14 protein-coding genes and 1 tRNA gene are annotated in these 14,366 nt (G+C 52.9%); 6 read left to right on the top strand and 9 right to left on the bottom strand.

Annotated features, from left to right (window positions below; all coding sequences use genetic code 11):
- Nucleotides 1-54: 54 nt before the first annotated feature.
- From pgpB to yciH, 5 genes are all read left to right on the top strand, one after another.
- Complete coding sequence (pgpB, locus tag OGX75_RS05180; protein WP_012132240.1) at nt 55-819, top strand: phosphatidylglycerophosphatase B; 765 nt, start codon at nt 55-57, stop codon at nt 817-819.
- Between the two features lie 150 nt (nt 820-969).
- Nucleotides 970-1,278 (top strand): LapA family protein, encoded by a 309-nt coding sequence (locus OGX75_RS05175; RefSeq protein WP_286451296.1) that lies wholly within the window; start codon nt 970-972, stop codon nt 1,276-1,278.
- Between the two features lie 6 nt (nt 1,279-1,284).
- Nucleotides 1,285-2,454: a lipopolysaccharide assembly protein LapB gene (gene lapB / locus OGX75_RS05170; RefSeq protein ID WP_012132243.1), complete on the top strand. Its 1,170-nt coding sequence runs from the start codon at nt 1,285-1,287 to the stop codon at nt 2,452-2,454.
- Nucleotides 2,455-2,643: 189 nt separating this feature from the next.
- Nucleotides 2,644-3,381 carry an orotidine-5'-phosphate decarboxylase gene (pyrF, locus tag OGX75_RS05165; protein WP_286451297.1) on the top strand — a complete coding sequence of 246 codons (738 nt, stop codon included), beginning with the start codon at nt 2,644-2,646 and terminating at the stop codon, nt 3,379-3,381.
- Nucleotides 3,381-3,707 (top strand): stress response translation initiation inhibitor YciH, encoded by a 327-nt coding sequence (yciH, locus tag OGX75_RS05160; RefSeq protein ID WP_286451298.1) that lies wholly within the window; start codon nt 3,381-3,383, stop codon nt 3,705-3,707. Before pyrF ends, yciH begins: the two co-directional genes overlap by 1 nt.
- Nucleotides 3,708-3,819: 112 nt before the next feature.
- Here the strand turns inward: yciH and osmB are convergent, their stop codons facing one another.
- The 7 genes from osmB to fabI form a co-directional block, all read right to left on the bottom strand.
- Entirely contained in the window at nt 3,820-4,038 is a 219-nt protein-coding gene (gene osmB, locus OGX75_RS05155; protein ID WP_012132246.1) for an osmotically-inducible lipoprotein OsmB, read from the bottom strand.
- A gap of 279 nt (nt 4,039-4,317) precedes the next feature.
- A complete protein-coding gene (yciT, locus tag OGX75_RS05150) occupies nt 4,318-5,070 on the bottom strand; it encodes a DNA-binding transcriptional regulator YciT (RefSeq protein ID WP_024130303.1) in 753 nt (250 codons plus the stop codon).
- Nucleotides 5,071-5,158: 88 nt separating this feature from the next.
- The gene (locus OGX75_RS05145) at nt 5,159-5,341 is read right to left on the bottom strand and encodes a YciZ family protein (RefSeq protein ID WP_024130304.1); all 183 of its coding nucleotides are present in this window, start codon (nt 5,339-5,341) and stop codon (nt 5,159-5,161) included.
- Between the two features lie 183 nt (nt 5,342-5,524).
- Nucleotides 5,525-7,516 (bottom strand): cyclic di-GMP phosphodiesterase, encoded by a 1,992-nt coding sequence (gene pdeR, locus OGX75_RS05140; RefSeq protein WP_047463555.1) that lies wholly within the window; start codon nt 7,514-7,516, stop codon nt 5,525-5,527.
- 248 nt (nt 7,517-7,764) lie between these two features.
- On the bottom strand, nt 7,765-9,699 hold the full coding sequence (locus OGX75_RS05135) for an exoribonuclease II (RefSeq protein WP_286451299.1): 1,935 nt from the start codon (nt 9,697-9,699) through the stop codon (nt 7,765-7,767).
- 88 nt (nt 9,700-9,787) lie between these two features.
- Nucleotides 9,788-10,945 carry a carboxymuconolactone decarboxylase family protein gene (locus OGX75_RS05130; protein WP_110494205.1) on the bottom strand — a complete coding sequence of 386 codons (1,158 nt, stop codon included), beginning with the start codon at nt 10,943-10,945 and terminating at the stop codon, nt 9,788-9,790.
- A 243-nt stretch (nt 10,946-11,188) separates the two neighbouring features.
- Nucleotides 11,189-11,977, bottom strand: a complete 789-nt coding sequence (gene fabI, locus OGX75_RS05125; RefSeq protein ID WP_024130306.1) for an enoyl-ACP reductase FabI — start codon at nt 11,975-11,977, stop codon at nt 11,189-11,191.
- A 477-nt stretch (nt 11,978-12,454) separates the two neighbouring features.
- Between fabI and OGX75_RS05120 the strand changes: the two genes are divergently transcribed.
- A tRNA-Thr gene (locus OGX75_RS05120) sits at nt 12,455-12,530 on the top strand.
- Between the two features lie 109 nt (nt 12,531-12,639).
- Here the strand turns inward: OGX75_RS05120 and OGX75_RS05115 are convergent.
- Together OGX75_RS05115 and sapF are read right to left on the bottom strand one after the other, a co-directional pair.
- Nucleotides 12,640-13,473: an SdiA-regulated domain-containing protein gene (locus OGX75_RS05115; protein WP_115181594.1), complete on the bottom strand. Its 834-nt coding sequence runs from the start codon at nt 13,471-13,473 to the stop codon at nt 12,640-12,642.
- 85 nt (nt 13,474-13,558) lie between these two features.
- Nucleotides 13,559-14,365, bottom strand: coding sequence for a peptide ABC transporter ATP-binding protein SapF (gene sapF / locus OGX75_RS05110; protein ID WP_012132256.1), 807 nt, complete (start codon nt 14,363-14,365; stop codon nt 13,559-13,561).
- Nucleotide 14,366 lies beyond the last annotated feature (1 nt).

The following is a 14,366-nucleotide window of genomic DNA, read 5'->3' as shown; positions in this document are numbered from 1 at the left end:
GGCACGCCAGGTTTTCAGTTATGATTGTGGCACTTATCGACGAAAGGAGAGGTCATGCTTTCGATTGCGAAGCGCACAACCGTAGGCGCTGCTCTGTTGCTTGTGATGCCGGTTAGCGTATGGATTTCAGGCTGGAACTGGCAACCCGGACACTCGGTCTGGTGGTTAAAATCCTTATACTGGGTGACAGAAACGGTGACGCAGCCGTGGGGAATTATTACGCATGTGCTTCTGTGCGCCTGGTTTCTTTGGTGCCTGAGATTTCGCCTGAAAGCCGCAATGATGCTTTTTGCTATTCTGGCCGGTGCGATCCTGCTGGGGCAGGGGGTAAAATCGCTGGTGAAGGAGCGGGTGCAGGAACCCCGACCTTTTGTTATTTGGCTGGAAAAAACGCACCATATTCCCGTTGATGAGTTCTACACTTTAAAACGTAAAGAACGCGGGCACTTAGTCAAAGAACAACTGTCCGGGCAGCAGGATATTCCGGCTTTTCTGCGTCAACACTGGCAAAAAGAGACCGGATTCGCGTTTCCTTCCGGGCATACCCTGTTTGCCGCAAGTTGGGCGTTGTTGGCGGTAGGACTATTATGGCCGCGCAGGCGTACCCTTACGATTGCGATTTTGTTAGTCTGGGCGACAAGTGTTATGGGCAGTCGCCTGTTGTTGGGTATGCATTGGCCGCGTGATTTAGTTGTCGCGACGTTGATATCCTGGCTTCTGGTGACGCTGGCGACCTGGCTTGCTCAGCGCATTTGCGGGCCGCTTACGCCACCCGTTGAAGAGGCTCGCGAGATAGCGCAGCGGGAGCAAGAACGTTGACGGTGGTTGATTTTCCGTAATTTGCCCTTAAATCATGAGTGGACAGAACGCTTTTCCGTTTCGCGCGCGTCGCGAAAATGGTAATTTAAAGGGCTGAATGCGGTAAGTTGAACACGATTTATTCGCTCAAACCACATAACGGGAAGTAATGTGAAATATTTACTCATTTTCTTACTGGTGTTGGCGATTTTTGTTATTTCGGTGACATTGGGTGCGCAGAACGATCAACAGGTAACGTTTAATTACCTGCTGGCTCAAGGGGAGTACCGTATTTCTACGTTGCTTGCCGTTTTATTTGCCGCAGGCTTTGCTATTGGTTGGCTAATTTGCGGCCTGTTCTGGCTGCGTGTTCGCGTCTCCCTGGTGCGTGCCGAACGTAAAATCAAACGACTGGAAAACCAGCTTTCGCCTGCGACCGACGTTGCGGTATCTGCCGATTCGCCGGTTGTGAAGGAATAATCATTTATGCTGGAGTTGTTGTTTCTGCTTTTACCTGTAGCGGCAGCCTATGGCTGGTATATGGGTCGCAGAAGTGCGCAACAAACAAAACAGGACGAAGCTAACCGTCTTTCTCGCGACTATGTGGCGGGGGTTAACTTCCTCCTGAGTAACCAACAGGATAAAGCGGTGGATCTGTTCCTCGATATGCTGAAAGAGGATACCGGCACCGTTGAGGCTCATCTCACTCTTGGAAACCTGTTTCGTTCTCGCGGTGAAGTAGACCGCGCCATCCGCATCCACCAGACCTTAATGGAAAGCGCGTCGCTGACTTATGAGCAGCGTCTGCTGGCTGTGCAGCAACTGGGGCGTGATTACATGGCGGCCGGGTTGTATGACCGGGCGGAAGATATGTTCAACCAGCTCACGGATGAAACGGATTTCCGCGTAGGGGCGTTGCAACAGCTGTTGCAAATTTATCAGGCGACCAGCGACTGGCAGAAAGCGATTGATGTGGCTGAGCGGCTGGTGAAGCTCGGCAAAGATAAGCAGCGCATTGAGATCGCACATTTCTATTGTGAACTGGCGCTGCAACAGATGGGCTGCGATGATATGGATCGCGCTATGACGTTGCTGAAAAAAGGCGCCGCCGCAGACAAAAACAGCGCCCGTGTTTCTATCATGATGGGCCGTGTGTTTATGGCAAAGGGGGAATACGCCAAAGCGGTGGAGAGCTTACAGCGGGTTATCTCCCAGGATAAAGAACTGGTCAGTGAAACGCTGGAGATGTTGCAGACGTGCTATCAGCAGCTTGGTAAAAATGATGAATGGGCGGAGTTCTTACGTCGGGCCGTGGAAGAAAACACCGGCGCCGCCGCTGAGTTGATGCTTGCCGATATTCTGGAAGCGCGGGAAGGGCACGACACTGCGCAGGTCTATATTACTCGCCAGTTACAGCGCCATCCGACCATGCGGGTGTTTCATAAGCTGATGGATTATCACCTCAATGAGGCAGAAGAAGGACGCGCGAAAGAGAGCCTGATGGTGCTGCGTGATATGGTCGGTGAGCAGGTACGCAGCAAGCCGCGCTATCGCTGCCAGAAGTGCGGGTTTACCGCCTATACCATGTACTGGCATTGTCCTTCCTGCCGGGCGTGGTCGACGATTAAACCTATTCGCGGCCTCGATGGGCAGTAGTTTTAAAAAAGTCTGCATTTTAGTTACAACATACTGTTGGTTTTTACCTGTCCCTCACGCTGACATCCGGGCAATATCGCCTCGCAGGGGTACAATCGCGCCTGTTCATTTTGCCCTTGCGCAGGTAGAATGCACGCCGTTTACCCATTTCGCGCCGCACCCGGTGCCCATCATCAAGAAGGTCTGGTCATGACGTTTACTGCTTCATCTTCTTCCCGCGCTGTTACCGATTCTCCTGTCGTTGTTGCTCTGGATTACAATAATCGTGATAACGCGCTGGCTTTCGTCGACAGAATCGACCCGCGTGATTGCCGCCTGAAAGTCGGCAAAGAGATGTTCACGCTGTTCGGCCCGCAGTTGGTTCGTGATTTGCAGCAGCGTGGCTTCGATATCTTTCTTGACCTGAAATTTCATGATATTCCAAATACCACGGCACATGCCGTTGCGGCGGCAGCAGATCTGGGCGTATGGATGGTTAACGTCCATGCGTCGGGTGGGGCTCGGATGATGACCGCAGCGCGCGAAGCCTTACTGCCGCTGGGTAAGGATGCGCCATTGCTGATTGCGGTGACGGTACTGACCAGCATGGAAGCCAGCGATCTGGCGGATCTTGGCGTGACGTTGTCACCGGCTGAGCATGCGGAACGTCTGGCGCGCCTGACGCAAAATTGCGGGCTGGATGGCGTGGTCTGCTCGGCGCATGAAGCGGTGCGCTTTAAGCAGGAATTTGGCACAGAGTTTAAGCTGGTAACGCCGGGTATCCGTCCTCAGGGATCTGACGCTGGCGATCAGCGCCGTATCATGACGCCGGAACAGGCGCTGGCGGCGGGCGTGGACTATATGGTTATAGGACGACCGGTTACGCAGTCTGCTGACCCTGCGCAAACCCTGAAGGCCATTAATGCATCACTGAAACGGGGGGCCTGATGAACAATTCTGACAGCCGTCTGGTCTATTCCACGGAAACGGGCCGGATTGACGAACCGAAAGCGGCGGTTGAACGCCCAAAGGGTGACGGTATCGTCCGTATTCAGCGCCAGACCAGTGGGCGGAAAGGTAAGGGTGTGTGCCTCGTTACCGGCATTGATATGGATGATGCTGAACTGACCAAACTGGCCGCAGAGTTGAAGAAAAAATGCGGCTGCGGCGGGGCGGTTAAAGAGGGAATAATTGAAATTCAGGGCGATAAGCGCGATCTGATTAAATTATTACTGGAAGCCAAAGGAATGAAAGTTAAACTGGCGGGCGGCTAATGAAAAAAGCCACGATAGTTATTTATCGTGGCTTTAAATTTCACTGTGTATATTTAGAGTAAAGACCTGTAAAGAATTACCGTATTATTATTTCGAGCCGGTCGACCGTAGATTATTTACCTACCTGATGGCCGATAACACCACCTACCGCAGCCCCGCCTAGCGTACCCAGCGTGCTACCGTCAGTTAAAATAGCACCGCCCAACGCCCCAGCCCCTGCACCAATCGCAGTGTTACGGTCACGTTTAGACCAATTAGAGCAAGCGCTCAGAGACATCGCCAGGGTAATTGCCAGAACAGCGGCGGTCATTTTTTTGCTCGTCATAAACATAATACTTTCTCCTGAATAATTGATTCACGGAAGTAAGTTCTCTTTAATTATAGCTAAAATGATGTTCATTAAAGCCATTAAAGAGACTTTCCGCAAAACCTTGTTGCGCAGGGGTAACAGCTTAAAATCACGCAGGTGATAGTCACTTCCTGTTATATCGCTAATATAAATTTTACGACTTTACCCTGTTAATAACAGGTAAATAGTCTTAATTAGATTGTCGGAAAAATCTCAGAGGGGAAAGATGATTTGCCATCCGGCAAATCATCTGCAATGCGCTCAGGCGCGAGGTTCGATGATGTTCACCGTCAGACCGGTGCGTTCCAGTTGCATTTGATGGTCCGCACTTATTCTGGAATCGGTGATAACGCGGCTAAAACGTGTTAACGGCCCCAGCGTATAAGGATGTACTGCGCCGAATTTAGAGCTGTCCGTCAGAACAATGGCTTCAGAGCCTTTTTCCAGTACGGCATTAACCACATCCGATCGCATCATGTCCCGTCCGGTAAAACCGGTATCTGGCTGCCAGCCATCGATACCGATGAAGGCCTTACTGAAGTGAACCTGCTGGATAAACTGGCGGGTCAATGGCCCGACCATACTTTCACTTTTTTTCTGGTAGATTCCGCCAAGGAGGATCACTTCGCACGGCGTCTCTTTGAGCAAGTGAGCGATATAGCTACTCACCGTAATAATGGTGACATCCTTTTGTTCCGCTAACGTTCTGGCCAGCAGGGCATTGCTGCTGCCGTTTTCAATAAACACCGATTCGCCGGGGCTGACCAGTGATGCGGCAAATTCAGCCAGTTCGCGTTTGAGCGTGTAATTGGTCATCATGCGCGTTTCGACGTCATCGCTGTCCAGCGAGACGGCAAAACCATGCGCACGGCGCAGATAGCTCTGTTTTTCCAGGGTGTTAAGATCCTGTCGGATCGTGACTTCAGAGACGCCGGTGATTTTCGCCAGCTCAGCCACGCTCATCTGGCCTTTATCAATGACCATTTGCAAAATTGATTGTTGTCGGGAATTCATAATTTTAATTTTTATAACGGTATCAGTACCGGGGAGTATAAGGGATGCTGCGTTTCCTGAGTCAGGTGCCACGAAAAGCTCGCGTCACTTAGATCTCCCACGGAGCCCGGGGTTTTGTCGAGGAGGCGTCGGTATCTTCTTTCACCTGACTTAACAACTCCGCTTTAAGAATTTCAAGGTTGTGGATGGCAGAGTGGTAATCGCCAGCAACAAGGATATCCAGCACGGTATCAATGCGTTCGGCAACACGTTGGGCGTCGATATCAGACATGGTTATCATCCTTACGTCAAAAATGTATGAATTTCATGATGCAAAAAATAATGCCAAAAGAGAAGGGGAAAAACAGGATTCGCCAAAACCATTGGGTAATATTATATATTCTGTTATTACATGCAGATAAGTTTGTTACCAGAGGCCTCTTACCCTGTCCCGAACGCCTGTTTTTTGCCCATCTCAGCGCATCTTTTTATTCAGATAACGTTTGTACCAGCGTTCAAAAGCGGCGGCGGGCATGGGTTTGGCAAACAGGAACCCCTGGCGCTCGTTGACGCCATTCTTGGTTAAAAATGCATCTTCTTTTGCGCTTTCGACGCCTTCCGCAATCACCTGTAGATTTAACGCCTGCGCTACGGCGACGATCGCGCGTACTAACGATTGCGAAACCGACCGCTTATGAATGTCTCTGACAAACGTCTGATCCAGCTTGACCGCATCAATGGGGAAGCGGGCAAGCTGAGAAAGCGACGAGTAGCCGGTGCCAAAATCGTCCAGATGTATCTGTGCGCCAAGCTGGCTGAATTGCTGGATGACGGTCAGCGCCAGCTCTTCGTTTTCAATCAAACAGCTTTCTGTCAGTTCGACATCAATCGGGCAATATTCGAAGTTCAGTTCATGAAGCACCTGCTTCAGGTCGGTAAAAATAGTTTGATCCGCGAGCTGGCGGGCGGATACATTCACCGCGACGCGCAGGTTGATGCCTTTGCTGCGCCATTTGGCGACCTGCCGTACAACATCCATCATCACCCATCGCCCCAGCGGGACAATCAGCCCAGACTCTTCGGCGTAGGAGATAAACTCCAGCGGGGGAATTAACCCGCGTTCCGGTGATTGCCAGCGCACCAGCGCTTCGAGGCTGCGGACTTCGCCGCGCCAGGTCATCTTCGGCTGGTAGTGGATCAGGAGCTGATCGTTTTCCAGCGCTTTGCGCAGATTGGTATCCAGCCAAAGATACTCAAAGACGCGCTGGTTCATCTCGGGAGAGAACACGCAAAACTGTCCACGTCCGCCTTCTTTCGCGGTGTACATTGCGGTATCCGCATTACGAATCACGCTTTCACTGTCATGCCCGTGCTGTGGCGCAAGGGCGATACCGATAGAACAGCCGGTATACACCTCGATAAGGCCAATGCGAAAGGGTTGACGTAAGCGTGTGAGAATTCGCGATGCCATGGCCTCCAGTGACCCTTGCGAAGTCTGCGTGGCGAGAACGATAAACTCATCGCCGCCGAGGCGGGCCAGCAGTTGATTCTCCTCAAGGCAACTCAGGATCGCCAGCGAGACGGCCTGTAGCAGCTGGTCTCCAAACATATGCCCGTAGGCGTCGTTCACCCTTTTGAAGTTGTCCAGGTCCAGATAGACGATACCAACCTGATTGTCGCCCGCGTTTTCAATGGCATCGTTAATCAGCTCATGAATGGCATTCCGGTTAGGCAGCCCGGTGATTGTGTCCGTATTCGCCAGTACGCGTAAACGCTCCTGCGTACGCCGCTCCTCGGTAATGTCGGTGCCTGAACAGATTAAAAAGATTTCGTTCTTACCGCTGCCGCTATGGACAAATTTATTCCGAAACAGAAACAGGCGCTGGCCTTTGCGGGTCTTTACCCAGCGTTCGATCTCATAAGAGTTGCCGTTGCGGAAAAAACCGCTGATGTTGCGCCTGGAGGCAGCGGCTTCGCGCCGGCTCATAAATAATTTGAAGACGCTTTGCCCAATGACGTCATGCTCTTTTAACCCGGTGTATTCTTCGCAAAGACGGTTAAAACGCTGGATATTCCCGCGGCTGTCAAGGATTACGATCGCTGAGTTGGCCTCTGATACCACCTGCTCGGCAAAGGAGAGTCCCAGAACGGCCTCCTGCGTATCTGAGGGCGCATCATGCCAGACCGATACGTTTCCTGCCCATTCGCGCTTGTTGATTTTTCGCCCGACAAGTTGCACGGGAACGGCATTATGTTCACCTGGAAGGGTGAGTAACAGGCTTGACGTGATGACGGTCATCTCCCGGATGCGGTCAGCCTGCTCGGAAGATAACGCAACGGTCTGGTCAGCGTCGGCAGCCTCAGTCGCGGATAAACGCAGGGTGTCGCAGTCATCCGATAAACGCCAGTAAGGGCTATGAGTTCCCAAATCGCTAAACAATGAAACAGGCTCCAGAACGTCTTTCATGATGCTTACCATCCCGTTTAAAGCGCATACAGCCTCAGGAGAAAGGTTAGCCATGATTCGTACGAGGTAATTATGGCTGAACATATTGTTTTACTTATGTATTTATATGTAATCCAGATTCAGAAAAAAGCATAGCGAGCGGATAAAAATAATTCTGAACGGATGAGTGAAGTGTAGCGTGCGGTGGGGGGGGCGGGCAGAAAAAAAACGGCCTTTCCGGTTAAAGAAAGGCCGCTACATCAAAAACGTCAGGCGACAGGCCGGGCGATAATGCTACGGGTTTCCATGCGAACTTCCGCGATCGTTACATCGATCACATCCGTCACTTTGTATACCGTTTCACCTTTGATCTGCACGGTGCCGCTTTCCTGGCTGCAAACCAGCTCGTCACGTACAGCATGCAGGAACGGCGCCGGGATAAAGGCCATTGCGCCATTATCGACCAGGCGAACGCGCATCCCGCCGCGGCTGATATCAACGATTTCCGCCGCAAAGCGTGTTTCTGTACCGGCTTTATCATTCAGGAAACGCGCATATAACCAGTCTCCGACGTCACGTTCCGCCATACGGTTCAGGCGGCGGCGTTCAGCCATCTGCTGCGTTGTCTCTTCCTGCGGTCGCGCGATGGTTTCGCCTTTGATGACGGCCTTCAGCAGGCGGTGGTTAATCATGTCGCCGTATTTACGAATCGGAGAGGTCCAGGTCGCATACGCTTCCAGACCCAGTCCGAAGTGAGGGCCCGGTTCGGTGCTGATCTCTGCGAATGACTGGAAGCGACGAATGCGGCTGTCCAGGAAACCGGATGGTTGGGCATCCAGCTCGCGGCGCAGTTTGCAGAAGCCTTCCAGGGTTAATACGTCTCCTGCGTCAACGTGCAGGCCATGCGTTTTCAACAACGCTGCCAGCGCGTCGGCGTTGGCCGGGTCGAAGCCCATGTGAACGTTGTAAATACCAAAGCCCAGTTTGTCGCGCAGCACGCGGGCGGCGCAAATGTTCGCCGCGATCATGGACTCTTCCACAATGCGGTTCGCAATGCGGCGAGGTTCCGCGACGATATCCAGCACTTCGCCTTTCTCTCCAAGAATAAAGCGATAGTCCGGGCGATCTTTGAACACCAGCGCATGGTTGTGACGCCATTCGCCACGGCTCAGGCAAATGCGCTGGAGCAGGCGGATCTGTTGGGCGATAGCGTCACTCTCAGGCTGCCAACTGCCGGTATTTTCCAGCCAGTCGGAGACATTGTCGTAGGCCAGTTTGGCTTTCGACTTGATCGTGGACGCAAAGAAGGTGATGTCATCTTCAATAGTGCCGTCGGCGGCAATGGTCATGCGGCAGGCCAGTGCCGGACGAACTTCCTGCGCGCGCAGGGAACAGAGGTCGTCAGACAGTTCGCGCGGCAACATCGGGATGTTGAAGCCCGGCAGATAGTTGGTAAACGCCCGGATTTTTGCGATGTTATCCAGCTTGCTGCCTTCCGCAATCCACGCGGTCGGGTCAGCAATCGCAACCGTCAGTTGCAGCTTACCTTCGCCCAACTCTTGCGCATAAAGGGCGTCATCCATGTCTTCGGTGCTGGCGCTGTCGATAGTGACAAAATCCAGCGCGGTCAGATCCTGGCGTACCAGACCTTCATCAAGCATTTCTGTCGCCGCGCCGTTCGGCGCTTCTTTTTCGAGATTATGGCGAGCCAGCGTGACCCACCACGGTACGAAGTGGTCGTCGGCGAAGGTGATGAACTGGGTTAACTCGGCGTAGAAAGAGCGGTCGCCTTTCAGCGGATGACGGCGCATTTCAGCAACGGCCCAGTCACCCTCTTTAAATTCGTGTTCCACGCCACGGGCGGCACGGCATGGGATAGCGTCTTTCAGCAACGGATGATCCGGTACGATGGACAGACGATCGTTTTTACCCTGGATTTTGCCCACGAAGCGGGTCAGGAACGGCTCGATCAGTTCTTCTGGCTCGGCGGACTCGCGTTCTTTTTCCGTATGGATCACCGCGACAATACGGTCGCCATGCATGACTTTTTTCATCTGCGGCGGCGGGATGAAATAACTTTTTTGTGCATCGACTTCCAGGAAGCCAAAGCCTTTTTCCGTGGCTTTTACCACCCCTTCAGCACGCGGCGTCTGGGAATGTAGTTGCTGTTTAAGCTGCGCTAGCAGCGGGTTGTCCTGAAACATAATTGTCTATTTTCGTGGCCAAAAGAGCGGCTGACAGTTTTACGCGATTCTGCCTGGCGCAGCAAGCGCTCTTTCAGTAAAGGCGCGGTTAATGTGTTTCGCCCAACGCGATTTTTAAACGGTTCAACCAACCGCACAATCCGCACCAGCCCAGCAAGTTGACGGCCTGTTCCAGTGACGCCCCCTGTTCGAGTAACGGCGTGAATTGCGCAGCGCTAAAACGATCGGGCGCCCTGGTCAGCCATTGTATCGCTTGCGTGACAGGACGCTCAACCGGATGTTGGCTTTCCCAGTGCTGTATCTCCCGTTCACCCCGGCGGAACACCGAAATTGTTTCTGCCCATTCGCCCGCGTGGTGTGACTGTTCATTAAAACAGGCGACGCTGCCATTGATGCGCGACGTGAGCAGCGTGGCGAGTGGGAGCGACGCCGGTGGCGCATCCGTACGCAGGGCGCTGGTGAGCAGTGTGCCAAGCAAAGAAAGCAGGGCGGGTTCGTGAACCAGGACTGGCGCGAGCGTCAGCAGTTCTGCAACCGGCTGATGGTGAGACAGGCACTCCAGCTGTTCGGCGCTGGCGTAACGTATTTCCACGCCTTCCTGAGCCGGGTGCCATTGCGCGTCCTTTTCCTGGAAAAGCTGCGCATCGGCGAATTGCTGTATATCCAGGCCCGGCACCCAGCGGACGGGGTGTCCATGATAAGCCTGGAATATCGCCACGACGCGCGCCTGAAAACCCACAAAACCAATAATCTGGTTTATCAGAATGATGTCGCAGGTCGTCAGACCCACATCGTCAAGATGCTGGCGGTCGCGGGCATTAATGACCGCAGGGGAACTGGCCAGTTGACGCGCGTATTGCGTGATTTGCGCCAGTCGGTGGTTACTCTCCCGGGAGGAGTCCGGGCCGGGAAGCGGGGTCAGTCGCGCGGCGTAATGGTTACAGAGCCGCTGTACGCCATAGACCTGGGCAACGGTCAATGCGGTACTCATCCGTTCATAGGCGCTGAACGTGTGGAGACGATTCTGTGTGACGCGCTCGGGAAAGAGGCGTTGAGCAAGTTGACGGGCAGGGTGCAACCAGGACTGAAAGGGTAAAAGCACGTCTTCGGCGATCGCTAAATCCAGCAGAAAACTGTCCTCGACGTTCGCGGCTTCCGGCACCAGCGGGAGAACCTCTTGCGGATAAGTGCTGGACTGAGTTTCATGATACCAGTGGCTTTTGCCTTCAATTCGGCGTTGTTCCATGGGCGTTCCTTGGTCTAAAAGTGGCGACCCGGACACGTCGTCGTCGAATCACGCCGGATCGTTTTCGCTGCATTATCCTGGCGTAAGCAAGAGAGGGGATAAAAGATTGTTAGGTGATAATAAATATCAGAATGATATATACCGCGATGCGACAGCGCGCGAAGAATGGAAGGGGGTGAAAGGCGTCATCAGAGAAGGGAATAATGGGCGACGCTGCGCCGCCCATTGCGGGAAGTGAAACGATTATTTCAGTTCCAGTTCGTTCATGGCTGCGATGCTGAAACCACCGTCGACGTGAACGACTTCACCGGAGATACCGGCAGACAGATCGGAGCACAGGAAGGCGGCAGAGTTGCCCACATCTTCAATGGTAACGGTGCGGCGAATCGGCGTAACCGCTTCGCAATGCGACAGCATTTTACGGAAATCTTTGATGCCGGACGCGGCCAGAGTACGGATCGGACCTGCGGAGATTGCGTTAACACGAACGCCTTCCGGGCCCATCGCGTTAGCCATGTAACGCACGTTTGCTTCCAGAGACGCTTTTGCCAGACCCATGACGTTGTAGTTCGGGATTGCGCGCTCAGCACCCAGATAAGACAGGGTCAGCAGGGCGGAACCCGGATTCAGCATGGTACGGCAAGCTTTTGCCATCGCCACAAAGCTGTAAGAGCTGATGTCGTGCGCGATTTTAAAGCCTTCACGGGTAACGGCATTCACATAGTCGCCATCCAGCTGATCGCCAGGCGCGAAGCCGATAGAGTGAACGAAACCGTCGAATTTCGGCCAGACTTTACCCAGCTCGGCAAACATAGCGTCGATGCTGGCATCTTCAGCCACATCACACTGCAACACGATGCTGGAATCCAGTTGAGCGGCAAACTCTTCCACGCGGCCTTTCAGTTTGTCGTTCTGGTAGGTGAACGCCAGTTCAGCTCCTTCGCGGCGCATCGCCTGAGCGATACCGTAGGCGATGGACAATTTGCTGGCAACACCCGTTACCAGAATGCGCTTACCGGAAAGAAAACCCATAGCTTTAATCCTTATAGTCATTACTTATTTTTTGCTTTTAATATCAATAAATTAAAAGCAACATTTCAAAGTTATTCGAAATTAGCTCGAAATTATATCCCACTCACAGCCCTTTGTGTCACGATATTTTTCCGTCATTTCCCGTGACTTAGCTCCGGGGCGGCGCAGGACGAGCCTGTTTACTTTCGATATTTTCCTGCATCCGTCCAGTATATCACCCGCTATCAGGTTCGCCTCATCCAACCAGCACGAGCGGGTGACGCGCTGCGAATATAAGGGATAAATACATTTGGACGAATCATAATGGTTGCATGACTAATTCTACTTATGTATTATTCGCAGCCGGTTCGTTATGATGCGTAAGTGCGTGATAACTCACAAGAACCGTCAAACCGCCATTAGCTCATCTGGAAGAGCGAACGACATTTGTTGTGGGTGTTGTAGGGAACGGGGTTCGAGGCCTCGATGGCGGCCCAGGCCGACTTAGCTCAGTAGGTAGAGCAACTGACTTGTAATCAGTAGGTCACCAGTTCGATTCCGGTAGTCGGCACCATTTCAAACGTTTCCAGTGTTTTCTGACTTCATAAAAGCCCGCGTATCGCCGTTTCTCCTCTCCCGTCAAAACCGCGCGTCAACGGGAAAGAAGAGTCTGAACTTACGGTTTACCTGCCAGTCGAGACCTTTTCAAATCGATAAAACAGGTTCGGCTCACTCATAATATAAATGTTGCCGGCCTTATCCATCGACACGCCTTCAGGTTGCGGGATATCTTCCTCAAGACCATTTTCGCCCTGCGTTAATGACATCCGGCGCAGCACATTGCCGTTCAGGTCTATCTCTGTCAGGCTGCGTGACTCATCAGATAAGATCAGCAGATGTTCACCGTGGATGTGAAGGGCGGAGATATCGTCTACGTCCAGATTTTTAATCAGATCATCCAGCGGGACGATCTCAGAAAAATGAGTAAGGCCGCCGTCGCTTTGGGTTCGGTACAGCATGACCGGTTTACGTTCTTTGGCGAAATAGAGTTCATTTCGTCCGGCCATCCAGGCAATGCCTTCGATTCCCCGATTGCGCGCGTTCTCAAACAGGTCTGTTTCTATTTTTCTCACTGACCTGATGTCCAGATCCTGGCTGAGCTGGTAAACATACATCGCGGAGTCTGCTTCATCGACCAGTAAGTATGTCCCGTTACCCACGTATTCGATTGATTCAGCATCTTTAATTCGATCTGCGATGCTTTTTCTGGCGAGTATTTCTCCATTTTTAGACAGTTTGAGGATGGTGGCGGGTCTGTTGAGGGTGGCGACAAAAACATCTTCTTCGGGCACGTAGCTCAGGGAGGATAAATTGTCGATCCCGGACAACGGTTTTTTGAAGTCCAGAGTGTAGCCGAATGCCGGTTCAGTCTGGTTGTCAGCGCGAGTGAATGCGAAAGCAGACGCCAGTAGCACAGCCAGCGCCAGACACAGGATCAGCCAGGAATATTTTCTCATGGGCGCTCCTGCATTCGGGGCGCGTGGTGGATGGCCAAATGGCCGTTAATTGGTTCAGACAACAACATCATAACGCTCCTTCAGGCTAGCGATCTTTTCGCCAGGCGTCGGCGGTGAGGGCTTCGCCGAAGTGTCCTGCGATCAAACGGCGGGTGAGTTCATGTAACGGCGAGGCGAGAACATCAGCAGTGCTGCCGCGTTCGACCACTTCGCCCTGGTGCATGACCAGCACCTGATCGCTGATGTGTTTCATCATCCCCAGATGCTGAGTGACGTAGATATACGAAATCCCCTGTTTTTCCTGGAGTTCCAGCATCAGGTTGATGAGCTGCGAGCGCATCGACATATCGAGCGAAGCCAGCGCTTCGTCGGCGATGATCACCTTCGGGCGTAAAATCAGGGCGCGGGCTAATCCCAGACGCTGTTTCTGCCCTGGCGCCAGCATGTGCGGATAATAGCTGACGTGGTCAGGGAGAAGGCCGACCATCCGCATGGTTTCAATAATCTGCTTACGTCGCTGCTCCGGTTCCAGATCGGTGTTCAACCGCAGCGGGAAATCCAGAATCTGCGAGATGCGCTGTCGCGGATTGAGTGACGTTGACGGGTCCTGAAAAATCATGCGGATGCGCTGGCTGCGAAACGAGTAGTCGCCGTATTTCAGCGGATGATCGTCAATCAGCAGTTCGCCGCTGGTCGGCGCGATCATTCCTGCCAGCATTTTCGCCAGCGTGGATTTGCCGGAGCCATTCTCGCCAATAATGGCGAGCGTCTGGCGTTCGCGTAAGGTGAAGCTGAGCGGCTTTACCGCCTCGACGGTCTGACGCCGGAACCATCCTGTACGGTAGCGGAAGGTTTTACTCAGGTTACGCACTTCGAGCAGAGTTTCCACCATG

It is taken from the genome of Citrobacter sp. CK199, from assembly GCF_030333285.1.
Taxonomy (GTDB): Bacteria; Pseudomonadota; Gammaproteobacteria; order Enterobacterales; family Enterobacteriaceae; genus Citrobacter_B; species Citrobacter_B koseri.
The sequence above is the reverse complement of the archived record's forward strand: the minus strand, read 5'-3'. Positions and strand labels throughout refer to the sequence as shown.